Annotated in this window: 16 protein-coding genes and 1 pseudogene; 7 read left to right on the top strand and 10 right to left on the bottom strand. The window is 72.2% G+C overall.

Going from position 1 to position 19,712, the window contains the following annotated elements:
* Positions 1-55 precede the first annotated feature (55 nt).
* Positions 56-1,432, top strand: a complete 1,377-nt coding sequence (locus ACWDAK_RS22945; RefSeq protein ID WP_427393025.1) for a serine hydrolase domain-containing protein — start codon at positions 56-58, stop codon at positions 1,430-1,432.
* A 206-nt stretch (positions 1,433-1,638) separates the two neighbouring features.
* Positions 1,639-2,406, top strand: a complete 768-nt coding sequence (locus ACWDAK_RS22940) for a VOC family protein (protein ID WP_344635586.1) — start codon at positions 1,639-1,641, stop codon at positions 2,404-2,406.
* Positions 2,407-2,727: 321 nt separating this feature from the next.
* Here the strand turns inward: ACWDAK_RS22940 and ACWDAK_RS22935 are convergent, their stop codons facing one another.
* Positions 2,728-3,585, bottom strand: a complete 858-nt coding sequence (locus tag ACWDAK_RS22935; RefSeq protein WP_344635585.1) for an SDR family oxidoreductase — start codon at positions 3,583-3,585, stop codon at positions 2,728-2,730.
* Positions 3,586-3,716: 131 nt separating this feature from the next.
* Here ACWDAK_RS22935 and ACWDAK_RS22930 point away from each other — a divergent pair, with 131 nt between their 5' ends.
* On the top strand, positions 3,717-4,613 hold the full coding sequence (locus ACWDAK_RS22930; protein WP_344635584.1) for a LysR family transcriptional regulator: 897 nt from the start codon (positions 3,717-3,719) through the stop codon (positions 4,611-4,613).
* An 89-nt stretch (positions 4,614-4,702) separates the two neighbouring features.
* Here ACWDAK_RS22930 and ACWDAK_RS22925 read toward each other — a convergent pair whose 3' ends face one another.
* From ACWDAK_RS22925 to ACWDAK_RS22915, 3 genes and pseudogenes are all read right to left on the bottom strand, one after another.
* On the bottom strand, positions 4,703-5,623 hold the full coding sequence (locus tag ACWDAK_RS22925) for a phosphorothioated DNA-binding restriction endonuclease (RefSeq protein ID WP_344635583.1): 921 nt from the start codon (positions 5,621-5,623) through the stop codon (positions 4,703-4,705).
* A 44-nt stretch (positions 5,624-5,667) separates the two neighbouring features.
* Positions 5,668-5,859: pseudogene (locus ACWDAK_RS22920) on the bottom strand (NUDIX hydrolase); the annotation flags it as partial.
* Positions 5,860-6,707: 848 nt separating this feature from the next.
* A complete protein-coding gene (locus ACWDAK_RS22915; protein WP_344635581.1) occupies positions 6,708-7,343 on the bottom strand; it encodes a TetR/AcrR family transcriptional regulator in 636 nt (211 codons plus the stop codon).
* Positions 7,344-7,541: 198 nt separating this feature from the next.
* Between ACWDAK_RS22915 and ACWDAK_RS22910 the strand changes: the two genes are divergently transcribed.
* Genes ACWDAK_RS22910 through ACWDAK_RS22900 form a run of 3 tightly spaced genes read left to right on the top strand, consistent with a single transcriptional unit; the run spans position 7,542 to position 10,059 of the window.
* Positions 7,542-8,297, top strand: a complete 756-nt coding sequence (locus ACWDAK_RS22910; RefSeq protein ID WP_344635580.1) for an SDR family oxidoreductase — start codon at positions 7,542-7,544, stop codon at positions 8,295-8,297.
* Positions 8,294-9,094, top strand: coding sequence for an SDR family oxidoreductase (locus ACWDAK_RS22905; protein WP_344635579.1), 801 nt, complete (start codon positions 8,294-8,296; stop codon positions 9,092-9,094). The genes ACWDAK_RS22910 and ACWDAK_RS22905 overlap by 4 nt, the downstream gene beginning before the upstream one ends.
* On the top strand, positions 9,091-10,059 hold the full coding sequence (locus tag ACWDAK_RS22900) for an NADPH:quinone oxidoreductase family protein (RefSeq protein WP_427393026.1): 969 nt from the start codon (positions 9,091-9,093) through the stop codon (positions 10,057-10,059). The genes ACWDAK_RS22905 and ACWDAK_RS22900 overlap by 4 nt, the downstream gene beginning before the upstream one ends.
* Before the next feature lie 319 nt (positions 10,060-10,378).
* Here the strand turns inward: ACWDAK_RS22900 and ACWDAK_RS22895 are convergent, their stop codons facing one another.
* Genes ACWDAK_RS22895 through ACWDAK_RS22880 form a run of 4 tightly spaced genes read right to left on the bottom strand, consistent with a single transcriptional unit; the run spans position 10,379 to position 14,943 of the window.
* Positions 10,379-11,497 (bottom strand): acyl-CoA dehydrogenase family protein, encoded by a 1,119-nt coding sequence (locus ACWDAK_RS22895; RefSeq protein WP_427393027.1) that lies wholly within the window; start codon positions 11,495-11,497, stop codon positions 10,379-10,381.
* On the bottom strand, positions 11,494-12,669 hold the full coding sequence (locus ACWDAK_RS22890; protein WP_427393028.1) for an acyl-CoA dehydrogenase family protein: 1,176 nt from the start codon (positions 12,667-12,669) through the stop codon (positions 11,494-11,496). Before ACWDAK_RS22890 ends, ACWDAK_RS22895 begins: the two co-directional genes overlap by 4 nt.
* A gap of 1 nt (position 12,670) precedes the next feature.
* Entirely contained in the window at positions 12,671-13,912 is a 1,242-nt protein-coding gene (locus tag ACWDAK_RS22885) for an acyl-CoA dehydrogenase family protein (RefSeq protein WP_344635719.1), read from the bottom strand.
* A gap of 2 nt (positions 13,913-13,914) precedes the next feature.
* Complete coding sequence (locus ACWDAK_RS22880; RefSeq protein ID WP_344635575.1) at positions 13,915-14,943, bottom strand: phosphotransferase family protein; 1,029 nt, start codon at positions 14,941-14,943, stop codon at positions 13,915-13,917.
* Positions 14,944-15,158: 215 nt separating this feature from the next.
* Between ACWDAK_RS22880 and ACWDAK_RS22875 the strand changes: the two genes are divergently transcribed.
* Positions 15,159-16,841: an FAD-binding oxidoreductase gene (locus ACWDAK_RS22875; protein WP_427393029.1), complete on the top strand. Its 1,683-nt coding sequence runs from the start codon at positions 15,159-15,161 to the stop codon at positions 16,839-16,841.
* Between the two features lie 346 nt (positions 16,842-17,187).
* Here ACWDAK_RS22875 and ACWDAK_RS22870 read toward each other — a convergent pair whose 3' ends face one another.
* Both ACWDAK_RS22870 and ACWDAK_RS22865 read right to left on the bottom strand, forming a co-directional pair.
* A complete protein-coding gene (locus tag ACWDAK_RS22870) occupies positions 17,188-18,849 on the bottom strand; it encodes an APC family permease (protein ID WP_344635573.1) in 1,662 nt (553 codons plus the stop codon).
* Positions 18,850-19,226: 377 nt separating this feature from the next.
* On the bottom strand, positions 19,227-19,631 hold the full coding sequence (locus ACWDAK_RS22865; RefSeq protein ID WP_427393030.1) for a hypothetical protein: 405 nt from the start codon (positions 19,629-19,631) through the stop codon (positions 19,227-19,229).
* Positions 19,632-19,712: the final 81 nt, after the last annotated feature.

Genomic DNA, 19,712 nt, shown 5'->3' with positions numbered 1-19,712 from the left:
GCCCGGGGTATGGTCGGCCGCGCCGAGCCGGACACGAACGGGAACGAGGAGTCAGATGTCCTTTCCAGTCGAGGAGTTGCTTCCCGCCACCCGGCGAGCCCTGTTGCACCGGCTGGCCGTCGGGCAGGCGGAGGGGCGCACACCGTCGCTGGTGGGTGCGGTGGTCCGGGGCGGGCACCTGATCTGGTCCGACGGGCGGAGCATGATCGACGACCACCGGCCGGACGAGAACGTGCAGTACCGGATCGGCTCCCTCACCAAGGGCTTCGCCGCCGTGCTGGTCATGCGCCTACGGGAGGAGGGCCTGCTGGAGTTGACCGACCCGCTGGAGCGGCACCTGCCCGGTACCTCCGTCGGCCGGCTGACCATCGCCCAACTCCTGTCCCACACCTCCGGCCTGGCCTCCGAGACGCCGGGCCCCTGGTGGGAGCGGACACCGGGGGCCCTGCGGCCCGAGCTCGCGGACGTGCTCGGCGAGCAGCCGATGCGGCACCCGACCGGACGCCGTTACCACTACTCCAACACCGGTTACGCCCTGCTGGGCGCCCTGGTCGAGCGGCTGCGCGGGGAGCCCTGGGGCGACGTGCTGCGCCGCGAGGTGCTGGACCCGCTCGGCCTGACCCGGACCACCCTGTCGCCCCGGCCGCCGCACGCCGGAGGGTTCGCGGTGCACCCGTGGGCGGACGTCATGCTGCCCGAACCGCTGGAGGACACGGGGGTGATGGCACCGGCCGGTCAACTCTGGTCCACCGCAGCGGACTTGTCCCACTGGGCGGCGTTCCTGGCCACCGGGCACGAGCAGGTGCTGAGCCCCGCCGCCGTCGCCGAGATGCGCCGTCCCGCGGCGCAGCCGGACGGACCGGAGTGGACCTCCTCGTACGGGCTCGGTGTGCAACTGTGGCGGGAGGACGGCAGGGTGCTGTTCGGCCACACCGGTTCGATGCCCGGCTTCCTGGCCACGCTCTGGGTGAGCGAGGAGGACGACCTGGCCGCCGTGGTGCTGTCCAACGTGACCTCCGGGGCCCCGGTCCCGGTGATCGCCGCCGACCTGATCCGGATCGTCGCCGAGCGCGAACCCCGCCTACCGGAGCCCTGGCGCCCGCTGCCCGAGGCCGATCCGGAGCTGGTCGCGCTGACCGGCCCCTGGTACTGGGGGCCCTCGGCGCACGTCCTGCGGCTGCGCGCCGACCGCGCGCTGGAGCTCGCACCGATGGGTGGCTCGGGCCGGGGATCCCGCTTCCGGGCCGAGCCGGACGGTACCTGGACCGGTCTGGACGGCTACTACGCGGGGGAGACGCTCCGGGTGGCCCGGACGGCGGACGGTGCGGTGAGCCACCTGGACATCGGCAGCTTCGTACTGACCCGCGCCCCCTACGACCAGGGCGCGCCGGTCCCCGGCGGTGTCGACCCGCGGGGCTGGCAGCCGAGTTGAGCCGGAGGGCGGCGCGGCTACCGAGGGGACTTTGCCGCGCCGGGCGCGTGGCGGGCGCCGCCGGGACGTCCCGGCGGCGGTCGCAGCCGGACGGTGGGGGCCCGCCACGGCGCCCGACCTGCCCAGAGCCCCGCGAGGCGGACCGTGCCGTGGCCCGGCGCTGCCCCTACGCTGAGACCTGCCGGCACCGGAAGGGGTACGTCCGAATGAGCGAGCAAACCGTCACCGTACGCTGCGTACCGGCCACCCCGTGCTGGGTCAGCCTGATGGCGCGCGACCTCAAGGACGCCCGGGCCTTCTACGGGCCACTGCTCGGCTGGACCTTCGAACCCGGCCCCGACCGCTGGGGGCCGTATCTGCGCGCGGTGGTGGACGGCGTGGAGGTCGCGGGCATCGGCGTGGCCGCCGGGGACTGGCAACCGCCCGTCGCCTGGACCACGTACTTCGGCATCGAGAGTGCCAACGAGGCTGCCGCCCGGGTGAGGGAGCGCGGCGCGACCGTCGCGGTCGGCCCGCTGGCCTTCGACGCCGGACGCGTCGCGCTCGCCGCCGACCTGTTCGGTGCGGCCTTCGGCATCTGGGAGGGCGACCTCGGCTGCGCCACCTGGGTGAAATCGCCCGGTGCCGCCGTCTGGATCGAGCTGCGCACGGTGGACCCGTTCGCCGCCGCGCTCTTCTACGGCGAGGTCTTCCTCTGGGACAGCCGCGACCCGGCGCACTTCGAGGTGCGCTACGAGCACGAGCGGGTCGTGCTGCGCTCCGAGGGCCGCAGCGTGGCCGCGCTGCGTACGGCCACCGAGGTGGTCCCGCACTGGGAGGTGTTCTTCTCGGTGGCCGACACGGATGCCGCGGTGCACCACGCGATCGCCCTCGGCGGGGCGGTGGTGGACGACCCGAGCGACTCCCCGTACGGGAGGGTGGCCCGGCTGCGTGACGCGGAGGGCGGCGTGTTCTCGGTCATCAGCGACCAGTAGGCGCGATCGGCTGGTTGGGCGCCATCGGCGCCGGCTTCACGGAGCCCGCGCCGGCCGTACGGAGTCTGCGTCGGCGGTGCGGAACGACGTCCCCGGTGCGTTACCCGCGTCCGTGCCGCCGGGCACCGGTCAGTGCCCGAGGGGCCGTACGCCTCGCGTCCGCAGGCCGGCCGGCGTGTGAAGGCGCGGCTCGCGCCCCCTGCCGGCCGGCCCGCCGGTCCGCGACACCGACCGCGGGTGACCAGGGTCGTGGAGCGATGTCCCGGTGCCGGGCGGTTCGGCCGTCCGCCCCCGCGGTCAACCGCCCGCAGGGTCGGTCGCCTACTCGAAGACCGCCGAGTGCTCGGTGGCGAAGTCGGCGAAGGAGCGCGCCGGCCGCCCGGTCAGCTTCTCCACGTCCGCGCTCACCGTGGCGGCGTGCCCGGCCGCGTAGAGCCCGTACAGCTCAACCATTCCCTCGGCCCGCCAGGCGTCCCAGCCCGCCTTGAGCATCTCGGTGAGCGCCGCCTCGGGCTCCACGGCCAGGTACTCGACCGCCCGCCCGGCGACCGTGCCGAGCTCGGCGGCGATCTCGGCGTGCGTCAGTGCGGCCGGGCCGGTCAGGGTGTAGATGCGGCCGTCGTGCCCCTCGGTGGTCAGCGCCTGCACGGCCGCATCGGCGACGTCGCGCGCGTCGACGTACGACACCGCGCCCTCGCCGCCCGGAACCGCCAGTCGGCCGGCCTTCACCGACTCGGCCTGGCCGAGGAAGTTCTGGTAGAAGCCGTTGGGCGCCACCACGGTCCAGGGCAGCCCGCTGGCCAGCAGGTGGTCGTACCCGGCGACGTGCGCGCCGACGAACCGCACCCCTTCCGGGCGGTACTCCAGCCCGGCGGCGCCGTGCATCACGATCCGCGGGCGCCGCCCGGTGCGGACCGCGGCGTCGATCACGTTCCGCTCGTGCGCGGCCATCTCCGAGTGCACGGCGACCAGCAGGTAGATCACGTCCGCACCCGCCAGCGCGGCGTCCAGCGAGGCCGGGTCCGCGAAGTCGGCGGCGACCGGTTCCACTCCCTCGTCCCACTCCGCCGGGACGTCGGCGGTGTCGCGGACCAGCGCCCGCACGCTCTCGCCGCGCTCGCGCAGCCCGGCGACGACCTTCGAACCAACGGTGCCGGTGGCACCGGTGACAACGATCACGAATGACTCCACGTCGAATCTTCAACCCAGTTGACTGTTCGTCACCGTCAGCCTGGCAGCGGGTCCATGGACGATCAATGTCGAACTGGAGCACAATCCATCAGCCACGCTGATCGATACGGGGGATGGCGATGGACCTGACGGAGATCGAGACCTTTCTCGTCCTGGCGGAGGAACTGCACTTCGGCCGCACGGCGGAGCGGTTACGGCTGTCCCAGTCCCGGGTCAGCCAGCTGATCCGGGCGCTGGAGCGCCGGATCGGCGGACTGCTGTTCACCCGCACCAGCCGGCGGGTCGCACTCACCCCGTTGGGCGAACACACCCGGCGCAGCCTCGGTGCCGCGTACGAGGGCCTCAGGACGAGCTTCGAGGAGGCGCGCACCATCGCCCAGGGGGTGGTCGGCACGCTGCGGGTCGGCTTCCTGGGCTGTCTGAACGGCCCGCCGCTGTCCGAGGTGGTCGCGGTCTTCGGGCGCCGCCATCCGGCCTGCGACATCAGCACCATCGAGGTGCCGTGGGCCGATCTGCGCGGGCCGCTGCGCGGCGGCGAGGTGGACGTGCTGCTGACCCTGCTCCCGGTCGCCGAGCCGGACCTGAGGGTCGGCCCGGTCCTGGTCTCCTACCGGCGCGCCGTGGCGGTCGGCACCGGCCACCCGCTGGCAGCCCGTGAGAGCGTCGACATCGAGGATCTGGCCGACTGGGTGGTGCTCGACGGCCCGGCCGGCCTGCCGGAGGCGCTCCGCCTCGACCTGCTCCCCCCGTTCACCCCGCTCGGGAGACCGCTGACCCGGGGAGCCGGCGGCCGGACCTACCAGGAGGCGTTCAACCGGGTCGCCGCCTTCGACATGGTCTGGGCCACCCACGAAGGACTGTTCCGCCTCTACCGCCACCCGGACGTGACGCACCGGCCCCTCACCGGCATGGCACCCGCCAACGGCGCCCTGGTCTGGCGCGCCGACACCGAGAGCGCCAAGATCCGCGCCTTCATCTCCCTGGCCGCCCAGCTGACTGTCGCGCCGAGGCTCTGACTCGGGCCTGGGCCTAGGGGAGGTCCGTCCGATCGGTAGCCGACGGCAACGGCGAGAGTGCTCGACACGGTGGCAACCCGCCGCCCCTGTCAGCCGGTGTGCACGGGCTGGTCCACGGGCGCCCGGGGTGCGCCGTGGAAGACCTGCCGGGCGTGCCACTCGCGGTGCCGCCTCGCCACCGGTGGGACGCCCGGCTGAGGGCCGATGACCGGCCGGCCGGCGAGCGCGAGCACGTGCTGTCGGCTGGCCTCGCTGCGGCCGACGAACCGTTGGGAGACGAGGATGCGGTGGCCGTCCCCGAGGCCCAGGACCCCCTTGTCGAAGAGCTTGTGGTGCAGCGAGCACAGACACAGGCCGTTGTCGGCCTCGTCCGGCCCGTCGTGCGACCACCAGCGCACGTGAGCGGCCTCCAGCCCGACCGTGCTCGCCCCCAGCGCCCCGTCGTAGCCGCAGAACGCGCACTGGAACTCGTAGGCGGTGAGTATGAGTTCACGCATCCGCCGATCACGTTGCCGCCGGGTCGCGGCATCCGTACCGTGCACGGGCCCGGTCTCGGCGAGCTCCAGGTCGAGACCGACGGCTTCGCACAGGTCGACGTGCAGGGACGGCGGGAAGTGGGTGTCCAGCAGCACCCGGACCAGCCGGCTCAGCAGCGACGGTTCCTTGGCGAGCGCCGCCCGCAGGTCGGACGCGAGCCTGCCGGTGGCTCCGCTGGAGCGCAGGACCCCGACTCCGCTACCTGGACTCCCCTGTCCGCGGTCGGTTCTGACCTCCCAGACGCCGTCGCTGACCAGGTGGTGGAAGGGGTAGGCCGGGGTCGTCGGGTGCGACGGCCCGTACTCGGCGAGCAGCCGCTTGAGCTCCTCCTCGACCACGCTGTAACGCAGTTCGCCGTCGGCATCCTGCTGGTAGCTCCCGAGGGCGTAGAGCAGCAGCAACGGCTTGTGCGGAGCGCGGACTTCGTTGTTCGTCCACCGTCTCAGCTTCGCCACTCGTTCCAGCCAGTCCATGGCTGCCAGGGTAGTTGGCGCTGCCGATGCTGCATCAGATTTGATCAATCAGCCGAGGTGGGGTAGGTGCCGGCGAGATAGTCGCCGATCTGCTGGCGCAGGCTGGGGTGGGTGTCGTACTCGTACTGGTCGAGGTCTGCGGGCTGGACGAAGCGGATGCCGTCGGCCTCGTCGTTGACGGTTGGCTCGCCACCGATGGGGCGGCCGATGTAGGTGTTCTCGTACTGCTGGCGGATCGAGTGGTGCTGCTGTCCGCGAGCACCGTGAATCACTGGGACGATGCGGCAAAGGCCGTGGCCGTCCCCCTGGATGGCGACCGACTCAGGAGCGTGATCGATGCACTCGCCGCCGGATGAGGAGACCCGACCCCGCATGGAGACCGCGCACGCGAGCGCGGCGGCCCTCCTCGGGCTGAAGTGCACCGGGAATCCCGTGTGGGGGTTCCTCGGCTGCACAATCAGCCGCCGAGCCGGTGACCTCTGGTTGCGCGTGGCCTCCACCGCCATGGCGAACGCGGGCCGGAACCAGGGCGAGGGCATCGTCGGTGCGTCGGTCCTGATCCCGGATGATGTGCCGCGTCCCAAGTTGCACGACGTGATGGACTGGACCGAGGACCCTCACGCCTACAAGGCGGAGGTCACGGACTACATCGCGCATCCCGTCATCTCGCCCGACCGGCCGGACCTGGCCCAAAACCCCGGCCTGCCGGACGAGTGGTGGCAGAGTCTGAGCCGAGCCTTCGAGCACCTGAGCCAGGCGGAAGGCGTCCGGACCACCGTGCGGTCTGGCTGGATCGACAAGGCATTCCCGCAGTTCCTCGGCATCCCCGCGCCCGAGAGAGTCGAGCGCGTGACCGGCCACGGTGACCTGCACTGGGGCAACCTGACCGCCCCGCTGGCCATCCTCGACTGGGAACGCTGGGGCCTGGTACCTGTGGGCTACGACCCTGGCCTCCTCCACGCGAACAGCCTGCTCGTCCCGGACCTCGCCGCGCGCATCCGCGCGGAGTTCGCCCCGGTGCTCGACACACCCGCCGGCCGAAGCCGGGAACCGCGGCCGGACGAGCTGGGCAGGCGAGTCGTACTCAGACCGCGGCGCCGAGCATGCGGAGGACCAGGATGCCGTAGCGGCGGCCGAGTTCCTCCGGGGTCTCGGTGCTGCGTTCGCTGTACCAGCGGGAGACGTCGATGCCGAGTGAGGTGACCGCGCGGGCGGCGGTGCGGACGTCGGGGACCGTGAAGGCGCCGGTGGCGACGCCGGCCTCGATGATGCGGCGGACGGTGTCCTCGATCCGGCGACGCAGTTCGGCGACGGCCGCGAAGTCCTCCTCCGGCAGGGCGTGCAGCTCGTGGTTGACGATCCGTCCGACGGTGTGGCCGCGGGCGTGCCAGGTGGTGAACTCCTCGGCCAGGCGGCGCATCTGCTCGACCGGGTCGCCGCCGGCGGCCTCGGCCCGCTCGACCAGGTCGAGGGTCGCCTGGTGGCCGGTCCGGCTGATCTCGGAGAGCAGGGCGGCCTTGGAGGAGTAGTGGATGTAGAGCGCGGCGGGGCTCATTCCGGCGGCGGTGGCGATGTCACGGGTGGTGGTGGCGTGGTAGCCGCGCCGGGCGAAGGAGTCCACGGCGGCGAGCAGCAGCCGCCGGGCGGCCTCGGTGCGCTCGCCGGCCGGTACTTCGAGGTGATCCCAGGGGTGGGGATCGGCGGCTGCCTGATCGGTCATGGCGCAATCCTCGCAGATGGGCTCGGTCCCTCCCGCCGTCCGGCGCTCCCCCGGGGCGGCGGTGGTTGACAGTGTCGCGCGTGCCCAACATGCTAAGCAAGCGCTTAGTCACATGCCCGCAGCTCGGTCACAGGCCCGCAGACCGAGCGTCCGGACCGGTACGGCCCGGACGCCCTGCTGCTGTCGAGAGGAATGGCGATGACCCCTTCGTTCAAGGGCCGGGTGGCCGTGGTCACCGGAGCAAGCCGCGGCATCGGCCTCGGCATCGCGCGCACGCTGGTGGAGCGCGGCGCCAAGGTCTGCATCACCGCCCGCAACCCCGAACCGCTCGCCGAAGCCGTCCGCGACCTCGGCGGCCCCGAGAACGCCATCGCCGTGGCCGGCAAGGCGGACGACGACGCGCACCAGCAGGAGGCGGTCCAGCGCACCATCGAGACCTTCGGACGGCTCGACCACCTGGTCAACAACACCGGCATCAACCCGGTGTACGGCTCGATCCTGGACGTCGAACCGAACGCCGCCGCCAAGATCCTCGGCGTCAACGTGCTCGCGCCGCTCGCCTGGACCAGGCTCGTCCGCGACGCCTGGATGGGCGGGCACGGCGGCGCGATCGTCAACGTCGCCTCCATCGCGGGCATCCGCAGCTCGGTCGGGATCGGCATGTACGGCGTCAGCAAGGCGGCGCTGATCCGGCTCACCACCGAACTCGCCGCCGAACTCGGTCCCGGCATCCGGGTGAACGCAGTCGCCCCCGCAGTGGTGAAGACCAGGTTCGCCGAGGCCCTGTACGACGGCCGCGAGGAGGAGGTCGCCCGGGCCTACCCGCTCGGACGGCTCGGCCTGCCCGAGGACGTCGCCGGAGCCGTCGCCTTCCTGCTCTCCGAGGACGCCGGGTGGATCACCGGCCAGACCCTGGTGGTGGACGGCGGCGTCACCCTCGGCGGTGGGATGTGAGCACCTCGCTCGCCGGTCAGGGCGTGGTCGTCACCGGCGCCGGACGCGGCATCGGCGCCGCCATCGCCGCGGCCTTCGCCGCCGAGGGAGCCCGGGTGGTGGTCAACGACCTGGACGCCGAGGCGGCCGAACAGGTCGCGGCCCGGATCGGCGGCATCCCCGCGCCGGGCGACGCCGCGGCGGCCGAGGGCGTCGCCGCGCTGATCGGCGCCGCCCGCAGGGCACTCGGCCGGATCGACGTCTTCTGCGCCAACGCGGGAGTCGCCCCGGCCGGGGGCGCCGACGCCTCACCCGCCGCCTGGGCCAGCGCCTGGGAGGTCAATGTGATGGCCCACGTCCGCGCGGCCGAACTGCTGCTCCCCGACTGGCTGGAGCGCGGCGAGGGCCGGTTCGTCGCCACCGTCTCCGCCGCCGGGCTGCTCACCATGCTCGGGTCGGCGCCGTACGCCGTCAGCAAGCACGGCGCCCTCGCCTTCGCCGAGTGGCTCGCGGCCAGCTACCGCCACCGGGGCCTGCGGGTGCACGCCGTCTGCCCGCAAGGCGTACGGACCAGGATGCTCGCCGACTCGGGGCCCGCCGGGCAGGTGCTGCTCGCCGAGTCCGCGCTCGAACCGGCTAGTGTGGCGGCCGCGTTGCTGCGCGGCATCGAGTCGGAGACCTTCCTGATCCTGCCGCACCCCGAGGTCGGCGACTACTACACGGCCAGGGCCGGCGATCCGGACCGCTGGCTGGACGGCATGAACCGGCTTCAGCAGCGCATCGACGGGTACCAGGGCGAGAAGGGACGAACGGAATGAGGGCTTGGCAGGTCGGCGCGCTCGGTGAGCCGCGGGACGTCATGGAGTTGCGCCCGGACGTTCCGCAACCCGAGCCGGGGGCGGGCCAGTTGCTGGTCAGGGTACGGGCGGCGGCGGTGAACTTCCCGGACGCGCTGCTGTGCCGGGGCCAGTACCAGGTGCGTCCGCCACTGCCGTTCACCCCGGGGGTGGAGCTCTGCGGCGAGGTGGTCGGCGGGGAACGGGCCGGGGAGCGGGTGGTCGGGACGCCGCTGCTGCCGGCCGGAGCCTTCGCCGAGTACACGCTGATGGCCGCCGACGGTGCCTTCCCGGCACCCGCCGCACTGGACGACGCCGAGGCGGCGGCGCTGCACATCGGCTACCAGACGGCCTGGTTCGGCCTGCACCGCAGGGCCGGACTCCGCCCGGGGGAGACCCTGCTGGTGCACGCCGCGGCGGGCGGGGTCGGCAGTGCGGCTGTCCAGGTCGGCAAGGCGGCCGGGGCCACCGTGATCGGGGTGGTCGGCGGGCCGGAAAAGGCCGCGCGGGCGCGGGAGCTGGGAGTCGACCTGGTGATCGATCGGCGGGCCGAGGACTTCATCGCGGTGGTCAAGGAGGCGACCGGCGGGCACGGCGCCGACGTCGTCTTCGACCCGGTCGGCGGCGACGCCTACACCGGCTCCACCAAGTGCATCGCCTTCGAGGGTCGCATCCTGGTGGTCGGCTTCGCAGGCGGCGGCATTCCGTCCCCGGGGCTCAACCACGCGCTGGTGAAGAACTACTCGATCCTCGGGCTGCACTGGGGTCTCTACAACACCAAGGACCCGCAGGCGGTCCGGGCGGCGCACACCGAACTGGCCGAACTGGCGGCCAAGGGCGTGGTGCGGCCGCTGGTGAGTGAACGGCTGCCGCTCGAGCGTGCCGCCGAGGCGGTCCAGCGCGTCGCGGCCGGCGACTCCGTCGGCCGGATCGCCGTCCTCGCCTGAGCCCGACCGACTGCCGGCCGCGGCAGCACCTCGGGGCACCTCGGGGGCGCGGGAAGTGCTGGACCGGCAACGCCTCCTCGCCCGCTCGCCTCCGGACGCTCCCCGCGGCGGAGCCGCCGATCGACGGAGTCGGCGCTGCCGCCCGTCCTCCTCGCCCGCCCTCGGGCAGGGGTACCCGGCCCCAGGCCGAAGGCGGGGTGCGAGGGGCCCCTCCGGCGCTCCCTCGTCCCCCGGTCGCTTGTCGCTCGTTCTTTCCGGGGCCGGCGAACCCTTCGGTTCGAGGCGGTGGAGCTCTCCCGCGCCCGCCCCCGGCCGGCCGTCAGCCCACCGGGCCCGGCAGGTCGACCAGGGCGGCCAGCGCGCTCCGGTGGAACCCCGGTGTGCCGAGGGCGAGTTGGTCCGCCTTGGCCCGCTTGAGATACAGGTGTGCCGGGTGCTCCCAGGTCATCCCGATGCCGCCGTGCAACTGGATGCACTCCTCCGCCGCGCGCACCGCGAGCGCTCCGCAGTGCGCCTGGGCGACCGCCACCGCCACCGCCGTGTCCGGGCTGTCACCGGCCAGCGCGTCGGCCGCGTACCGCGCCGCCGCCCGAGCCCCCACCGTGTCCAGCCACAGATCGGCCAGCCGGTGCTTCAGGGCCTGGAACGAGCCGAGCACGCGCCCGAACTGCCGCCGCTCCTTGAGGTGCGCCACCGTCGTCGCCAGACACCATTCGGCGATGCCCAGCTGCTCCGAGGCCAGCAGCCCGGCCCCGGTCAGCAGCGCCCGCTGCAGCACCGCGGCCGCCGTGTCCGGACCGGCCAGCCTCCGCCCGGGCGCGCCGTGCAGGGTCACGTCGGCCAGCTGCCGGGTGAGGTCCAGCGAAGTCCGTCGGACCACGTCGGCCCCGGGCGCGTCCGCCTCCACCAGGTACAGGCCCGGGCCGTCCGCACCGACTGCCGGCACCATCAGCAGTGCGGCCGGCAGGGCGTCGGCCACCGAGGTCACCCGCCCGCTCAACGTCCCGTCCACGTCGACCCGTACACCGTCGGGGAACCCGCTGCCGGGCGGTGTCGAGAACGGCACCGTCAGCACCGCCACAGTCCCGTCCTCCGCCAGTGTGGCCAGCGGCTCGCCCGCGCCGCAGGCCAGTAGTGCCGCGGTGGCCACTACCGCACTCCCGAGGAACGGCACCGGTGCCGCGCTACGGCCCAACTCCTCCAGTACCACGGCGGTTTCGCGCAGCGAGGCGCCCGCCCCGCCGAACTCCTCCGGCACCTGGAGCCCGGCCGCTCCCAGCTCCTTCACCAGCCGCCGCCAGAGCCCGAGGTCGTACGGCCCGGGGCCCTCGCACCGCGCCAGAACGGCGTTCGGCGGGCAGTGATCGGTCAGCAAGTCCCTCACGCTGGACCGGAGTTCCTCCTCGATCTCCGAGTACAGCAGCACCGGGGCGTTCATCGGGGGAGCTCCTTCCAGGGCAGGTCCTTGTCGGTTCGCGGTTCGGCGGGCAGGCCGAGCACCCGTTCGGCGATGATGTTCCGCAGGATCTCGCTGGTGCCGCCCTCGATCGAGTTGCCCTTCGCCCGGAGGTAGCGGTACCCGGCCTCGCGCCCGGTGAAGTCGACGATCTGCGGCCGGGTCATGGTCCAGTCGTCGTACGCCAGGCCCTCCTCACCGAGGAGTTCGACCTCCAGGCCGCTGAGCTCCTGGGCGAGCCGGGCGAAGGCCAGTTTCATCGCCGCGCCCTCGGGGCCGGGCTGGCCGAGCGCCAGCTGCTGGCGCAGCCGCTCGCCGGTCAGCCGGATCACTTCGGCGTCCAACCAGCCCTTCAGCAGCCGCTGGTGGAGCTCGTGGGTGCGCAGCTCCGGCCGCCGGCGCCAGGTCTGCGCCACCACGCCGATCATGCCGCCCTCGCGCGGGACGGCCTGGCCGCCGATCGCCACCCGCTCGTTGTTGAGGGTGGTCTGCGCGATCCGCCAGCCCTCGCCGACGGCGCCGAGGCGGAGGGCGTCGGGGATCCGTACGCCGGTCAGGAAGACCTCGTTGAACTCGGCCTCCCCGGTGATCTGGCGCAGCGGCCGGACCTCGACCCCGGGGTCGGTCATGTCACAGATGAAGTACGTGATGCCCTGGTGCTTGGGCACGTCGGGGTCGGTGCGGGCGAGCAGGATGGCCCAGCGGGCGGTGTGCGCGCTGGAGGTCCACACCTTCTGCCCGTCGACCACCCAGTCGTCGCCGTCGCGCACCGCCCGGGTGGCGAGGGCGGCCAGATCGGAACCGGCGCCGGGCTCGCTGAACAGCTGGCACCACACCTCCTCGCCGGTCCACAGCGGCCGCAGGAAGCGGGACTTCTGCTCCTCGGTGCCGTAGCGCAGGATGGTCGGCGCGGCCATGCCGAGCCCGATCCCGATCCGGCGCGGATCGTTGTCGGGCGCGCCCGCAGCGGCCAACTCGGCGTCCACCAGGGCCTGATGGGCCCGGGGTGCGCCGAGTCCGCCGAGCCTGACCGGGAAGTGCACCCAGGCGAGGCCGGCGTCGAAGCGGGCCCGCAGGAAGTCCGGGCGCCCGGTGGTGGCGGGATCGTGGGCCGCCAGCAGTGCCTCGACCCGCGCTCGGAGGTCCGATGACACCTCAGCCCACCTCTTCCGATCGCTTGTCGGACCGTTCGTGGCGCCGCAGCTCGCGCCGCGCCAGCGAGCGCTTGTGCACCTCGTCGGGGCCGTCCGCCAGACGCAGGGTGCGGATGCCGGCCCAGAGCTGGGCCAGCGGGGTGTCCTGGCCGACCCCGGCCGCACCGTGGGTCTGGACGGCCTTGTCCAGGATCCACTCGACCGCGGCGGGTACGGCGATCTTGATGGCCTGGATCTCGGTGTGCGCGCCCCGGTTGCCGACCGTGTCCATCAGCCAGGCGGTCTTCAGCACCAGCAGCCGGGCCTGCTCGATGCGCACCCGCGACTCGGCGATCCAGTCCTGCACCACGCCCTGCGCGGCCAGCGGTTTGCCGAAGGCGACCCGCTCACAGGCCCGGCGGCACATCAACTCCAGTGCGCGTTCGGCGATTCCGATCGCCCGCATGCAGTGGTGGATCCGGCCGGGGCCGAGCCGGGCCTGGGCGATGGCGAAGCCGGAGCCGCTTTCGCCGATCAGGTTGGCGGCGGGGACCCGGACGTTCTCGAACACGATCTCGGCATGCCCGCCGTGGTCGTCGTCCCGGTACCCGAAGACCGTCATCCCGCGCTTCACCGTCACGCCGGGGGTGTCGCGCGGCACCAGGATCATGCTCTGCTGCCGGCGGGTCTCGGCGGCGGGGTCGGTCTTGCCCATCACGATGAAGATCCGGCACTCGGGGTTCATCGCCCCGGTGATGTACCACTTGTGGCCGTTGACGACGTACTCGTCGCCGTCGCGCTCGATCCGGGTGGTGATGTTGGTGGCGTCAGAGGAGGCGACCTCGGGCTCGGTCATCGCGAAGGCGGACCGGATCTCGCCGGCCAGCAGCGGCTCCAGCCACTGCTTCCGCTGGGCCTCGTCGCCGAACTGGGCCAGCAGCTCCATGTTCCCGGTGTCGGGCGCGGCGCAGTTGAGCGCGGCCGGCGCGAGCAGCACGCTGCGCCCGGTGAGCTCGGCCAGCGGCGCGTACTGGAGGTTGGTCAGACCCGCGCCCAACTCGCCCGGCAAGAAGAGATTCCAGAGCCCGCGCGACCTGGCCTCGGCCTGCAGCTCACGGAACACCGGCGGTACGGTCCACGGCTCACGCGCCGGATCGGCGAGCTGCGCGGCCAGCACGGGCTCGGCGGGGTAGACGAACTCGTCCATGAAGGAACCGAGTCGCCCGAGCAGCTGCTCGGTCCTGGCGTCGTACGAGAAGTCCACGGTCACCGCTCCTTCAGTGAGGTGAGGCCGAACCGCACGAAGACGGGCACCAGTTCGCCCACCCGGTCGAACCCGGTGCCGACCGTGCCGCCCCGGGTGTAGCGGTAGTGGATGCCCTCCAGCACCACGGCCAGCTTGAACGAGGCGAAGCCGACGTACCAGCCGAGCGCGGAGACGTCCCGTCCGCAGCCGGCGGCGTAGCGGCCGACCAGCCCGGCGCTGTCGGGGAAGCCCTCGGCGAGGGCGGCGCCGGGCAGGATTCCGTCGTAGCGGCGGGCGAGCTCGGTGTACATCACCAGCAGCCCGAGGTCGGTGAGCGGGTCGCCGACGGTGGACATCTCCCAGTCCAGCACCGCGGTGATCCGGTCGTCCGCGCCGACCAGGACGTTGTCCAGCCGGTAGTCGCCGTGCACCAGGGTCGGCTCGGGGGAGGCCGGGAGGGTCCTGGCCAGCTGCTCGTGCAACTCGTCGATGCCTGCCAGCTCGCGGCTCCGGGAGGCGTCCAATTGCTTGCCCCAGCGGCGCAGTTGCCGCTCCAGGAAGCCGGCCGGGCGGCCGAAGTCGGCCAGTTCGACGGCAGCGGGGTCGACGGCGTGCAACTCGACCAGGGTGTCCACCAGGTGCAGCCCCAGTGCGTGCACCCGCTGCGGTCCCAGCGCGGTGAGCGCCGCCGCGTCCCGGTGCGGGGTGCCCGGCACGTACTGCATCAGGTAGAACGGCGCGCCGATCACCGACTCGTCCTGGACCAGCAGCAGCGGCCGTGGCACCGGAACCCGGGTCGGGTGGAGTGCGGCCAGGACCCGGTGCTCGCGTCCCATGTCGTGCGCGGTGGCCAGGACATGGCCGAGTGGCGGACGGCGCAGCACCCAGCGGTCGGTGCCGTCCTCCAGTAGGTAGGTGAGGTTCGACCTGCCGCCCTCGAAGAGCCGTGCGCGCAGCGGTCCGTGGACGGTGCCGGGCAGCTCGGTGTCGAGTCGGTCGCGCAGCCGCGCGAGGTCGAGGCCGGGCGGGGGCTCGGGGGAATCGCTCATGGACTTCCTCGTCTGGGTGGCGGTGGTGGAGGACCGGCGGCCGCATCGGGATCGGTGACTAAGCGCTTGCTTAGCATCTGGGTGCCGATGCCGAGCTGTCAACGGATCGGTCGACCCGCGGGGATTTCGCCCGGACGGGGGAGTGACGCACCGCATTCGAGTGCTAGCGTTCGGTAGCGCTCCGTAGTCGTCCTACCGCAGTCCAAGGGGTTGCCATGCCGGCGTCGAGACCGATCGAGGTGGGTCCCGGGGACCGCCGCTACGACGCGCTGCGTCGGGGGTTCAACCAGCGGTGGATCGCCGAGCCGGAGTACGTCGTGGTGGCCACCAGGACCGACGACGTGGTGGCGGCGCTCGGCGACTACCTCGCCGGTCCGGAACTCCGCAAGCGTCGGATCACCGTCCGCTCCGGTGGCCACTGCTACGAGAACTTCGTCTCCTCCGCGGACGTCGGGGTCATCATCGACGTGAGCCAGATGAGCCGGGTGTACCACGATCCGGCGATGAAGGCGTACTGCGTCGAGGCGGGCGCGAGCAACTGGCACAGCACCACCCACCTCTATCGCCCCTACGGCCTCGCCCTGCCCGGCGGCTCCTGCTACTCGGTCGGTCTCGGCGGCCACGTCTCGGGCGGCGGCTACGGTCTGCTCTCCAGGCTGCACGGCCTGACGGTGGACTACCTCCACGCGGTGGAGGTGGTCACGGCCGCCGACGGCAGGACACCGCGGATCACGGTCGCCACCCGGGAGCCGCACGACCCGGGCCGCGAGCTGTGGTGGGCCCACACCGGTGGAGGCGGCGGCAACTTCGGAGTGATCACCCGGTACTGGTTCCGGGACCTGCCCGCACCGCCGTCCCGGGTGCTGTGCAGGTCGCTCAGCTGGGACTGGGACGGCTTCAGGAAGCGCCCCGACCGGTTCAAGGCCATGCTGCGGCGCTACGGCGCGTTCTTCGAGTTCGAGCGGGAGCGCGGCGAACGCGACTTCCAGGGACCCGACTTCATCCGGGACTACGACTACCGGGACATGTTCACCCTGCTGAAGCTGACGCACATGAGCAACGGCAAGGTCGGCCTGGTCGTCCAGATGGACGGGGACCGGGACGACTCGGCGGCGCGGCTGAACGCCTTCCTCGACTGGATCACGCCGGAGTTCCGCACGGGTGACGCGTCCGAGATCACCGAGGGCCCGCTGGACAGCGAGATGGGCGAGCACCCGGCGCAGACCGCGCTGTACGTGCCGACGCGCCTGCCGTGGCTCACCGCTACCCAGAGTCTCAACTCCTCCGGGCCCAACCGCTGCGGCAAGTACAAGTCCGCGTACATGACGGCGGGGTTCACCGAGCACCAGATCGACGCGATCTACCGCAACCTCACCGATCCCGGCTACCGGAACCCCGACGCCCTGCTCCAGGTGGACTCCTACGGCGGCAGGGTGAACGACGTCCCCCGGGACGCCACGGCGGTTCCGCAGCGCTCGTCGGTCATGAAGCTCCAGTACCAGGCGTACTGGACCTGGGGCTCCGACGTGACCGGCGACCAGGTCCGCGACTACCAGGACGCCCAGCCGGAGAGCGAGAACGTCCACCTGCGCTGGATCCGGAGGTTCTACCAGGACGTCTACTCGCCCACCAACGGCGTCCCCGCCTCCCCCGGCGAGGTCTTCCCCACGAGCAACACCGACGGCTGCTACGTCAACTACCCCGACGTCGACCTCTCCGACCCGGCCTTCAACCCCCCTGACAAGAAGGGCCACCAGCCCTGGCACGAGCTCTACTACGGGCGCGAGACGTACCGGCGGCTGCAGCGGGTGAAGGCGGTGTGGGATCCGTACGACGTCTTCCGCCACGCCCAGTCCATCCGGCTCCGCGAGCCGGACAAGGACTCCGAGCGGCGGTAGTCGGCAGCCGGGAGTCGCCCCGGGTGGTCCTCGTCCGGGACGGTCCGCACGGCGGGTGCCGGCCGGTGCCGGTCACCCGCCCTCCGGCCGCTGATCGGTGGGGTCGGTGCCGACGGTCGCCCCCCGTAGGTACCTCCCGGCCGGAGGCTGGGAATCCACGGGCCCGGGCCCGGCCCGCCGGAACGCGGAAGCCCGGTCGGGCCCTCCCTTTTTTGGGAGGGCCCGACCGGGCTGGGTTTCCGGGCCGCTGGTCGAAGGTGCCGGTCGGCCGTGGGGCTCTGCGACCTGGAGGTCGACGGCCGGATCGGCGGTCCGTGGTCAGTGGCCGGTGATCAGTCGAGGGTGATCAGTGGCCGCCCTCGTCCACGACCTCGACGTCCTCGATGTTCTGCTCGATCGCGTCGGAGGGCAGCGCCACCCGGATCGCCCACTGGTAGATGCCCAGGGCGAACACGGTGACCAGCGCCATGTCCCACCACATCGGGATGTTGCCGGTTCCGTTGCCGAAGCCGCCCTGCCAGGAGATGACGCCGAGGCCCAGCAGGTAGACCGGCAGCCACTGGGCGGGCTTCCAGTCCAGGCGCGGAGCGTTCGGCAGGCCCTTCTTGGTGGCGTACAGGGCGTAGGAGCCGAGCAGCAGGTAGCCGATCACGATGGCGGCACCCAGGCGGGCCAGGGTGGTCCAGCCGGTCCAGTAGATGATCAGGCTGGCGACCACGAAGGACAGCGGGGCGATGAACTCACCGAACGGCAGGCGGTAGGAGCGCTCGCGGTCCGGCAGCCGGCGACGCAGGGCGCCGAAGGCCAGCGGGGCACCCGCGTACATCAGCACGCTGGCGGAGGTGATGAAGCCGACCAGTTCCTGCCAGCTCGGGAAGGGCATGAAGCAGATCACGCCGGTGACGAAGGAGATGATCAGACCGAACCACGGCACACCGCGCTTGTCGACCTTCTCGAAGAGCTGCGGCGCGTAGCCGTTGCGGCTCAGGCCGTAGGAGATGCGCGAGGTGGAGGTGGTGTAGATCAGGCCGGTGCCGCCGGGGGAGACGATGGCGTCGAAGTACAGCACCGCCGCCAGCCAGCCGAGGCCCACCACGGTGGCGAGACCGGCGAACGGACCGCTGATGCCCGGGAAGTCCAGGTTGGCCCAGCCCTTGGCGAAGGCGGAGACCGGCAGGGCGCCGATGAAGACCACCTGCAGCAGGGTGTAGATCAGGGTGCCGATGGCGACCGAGCCGAGCACCGCGCGGGGGATGTCCCGCTTGGGGTTCTTGCTCTCACCGGCCAGCTGGATGGCCTGCTCGAAGCCCAGCAGGGCGAAGATGATGCCGCTGGTGCTGATCGCCGCGAGCACGCCCTTGGCGCCGAAGGGCATGAAGCCGTGCGAGGTGAAGTTGCTGCCGTGGAAGTGGGTGACGGCGAGCACGAAGATCGTGAACAGCGGGACGAAGATCTTCAGCCAGGTGGCGATGCTGTTGGTGTGCGACAGCACCCGGACACCGAGGAAGTTCACCGCGACGAAGACGCCCATCAGGAGCACCGCGACGGTGAACCCGCTGGCGGTGAGGGTGCCGTTGGCATTCAGGAAGCCCTTGGCGAAGTCCCAGTGACCGGCGTAGCCGATCATCGCCTCGACCTCGATCGGGGCCACGGTGGCCGCCTGCAGCCAGGAGAACCAGCCGAACGACATGCCGGCCAGGCCGCCGAAGGCGTAGTGCGGGTAGCGGGCGGTGCCGCCGGCGACGGGGAAGAGACCGCCCAGCTCGGCGTGGACGAAGGCCAGGAGAACGATCGCGACGGCGCCGATGCCCCAGGAGACGATCGCGGCGGGGCCGGCCGCGACCACGGCGTTCTTGGCGCCGTAGAGCCATCCGGATCCGATGATCGAACCGACGGAGGCCCAGAGCAGCCCGATCAGACCGACCTCACGGCGAAGGGAGCGGCCGGATCCGGAAGACGAACCGGTCGGCGGGGAGACTGACGGGGCGAGCTGGTCAACATGTGCCATGGGGGAGGTGACCTCTCGGGTGATGGCAGGGGGTTGAGAGTTGCCCAAGGTTAGGCGCGCGGGAATCCCCGGGAACAGCCCATGAATCCGAATAGTTATATTCCGAGCCGCTCCGCCGATGAATGCCGGATGAATCCTGACGTCAATTCGCCTTCCTGCGTGCGGAGTTGCGGACCGGTGAGGCCGGGAGACCGGTCGAGATTTGAGGGTTACTTGAGAATGGCCGTGGCCTGCGCAGACTCCCCGCTGATTGCATACCGGTACGGGAATTCCCCCTGGGATTCAGAGGCGTGAAACGGGTGTGTGGGGGGCATCTGAATAGCTTCATACCAAGCGGGTTTGTTACGCGACAGTACGCGAGCAACACGGCTCGGTAACTACTCGGCGGGTTCGGGCGCCGTCGCCGGCTCCTCGGGGGCGGTGTTCCCCCCCGCGGTGTCCCCGGAGACGGTCTCCTCCGAGGCGGTCCTTTCGGAGGCGGTCTCCTCGGAGGCGCTCCCCACGGGCCCGGTCGGCGCCTCCCCGGGATGAGGGGCCGGCTCGGCGGACCAGACCGTGCGGTCTCCGCCGCGCCAGCCGACCAGATCCGGGTCGTCCAGATCGGGATCGTCGACCCCGGCGCGGCGGATGAACTCGGACACGTCGGCCTCGTCGTACGCCTTGCCGACCAGGCGGCCGTAGATCTCCACCCGGCGGTACGGCCGCGCACCACGGGTCGGCGGGCGTACGACCACGGGCGGGGTGAAGATGTCCCCCGTCGCAGGCCGACGCGACTCGTCCATGCCTTCAGTGTCACTCGTCACACTCCCCGATGCCCTCGGACCCCGGTGCCCCGCTCCCGGGCCGGGAAGGGCGGCTCCCGG

This window comes from Kitasatospora sp. NPDC001175 (genome assembly GCF_053598215.1).
Note: the sequence above shows the minus strand (reverse complement) of the source record. Positions and strands in the feature narration are given on the sequence as shown.